Source organism: Kitasatospora putterlickiae, from assembly GCF_039527695.1.
Lineage (GTDB): Bacteria > Actinomycetota > Actinomycetes > Streptomycetales > Streptomycetaceae > Kitasatospora > Kitasatospora putterlickiae.
The window spans coordinates 1-358 of the sequence record NZ_BAAAKJ010000434.1 but is presented as its reverse complement, the minus strand read 5'-3'; the positions used below and the strand labels follow the sequence as shown (position 1 = coordinate 358).

The window sequence follows — 358 nt, the reverse complement described above, 5'->3', positions numbered from 1 at the left end:
AAGGGCTCGGCTCCGGAGGGCGAGGACGAGGGCCCGAAGACCGAGACCACCGTCACCACCCGGGTCCGGATCAACATCCCCGGCTCGCGCCCGATCCCGCCGGTAGTGGTCCGCAGCGCCGTCAAGAACGAGGACGGCGGCGGCGAGGACACGCCCGCGCCCGCCGCCGAGCCGGCCGGCCCCCGGCACCGCTCCGCCGCGCCCGCCTCCCCGGTGCTCGGCGTGATGGACGGCGGCCGCGGCGGCACCCCGCCGCACCTTCCGCCGGAGTGGCAGATCCCGCCGGCCACCTCGGAGGCCGAGTCGACGGGCGCCTGGTTCCGGCCCCGGCAGAAGAAGGCCCCGGGCGCCGAGGGCA

Annotated in this window: 1 pseudogene; it reads left to right on the top strand. The window is 78.5% G+C overall.

The features are described 5' to 3' along the window. Nucleotides 1-358: pseudogene (locus ABD308_RS35565) on the top strand (hypothetical protein); the annotation flags it as partial.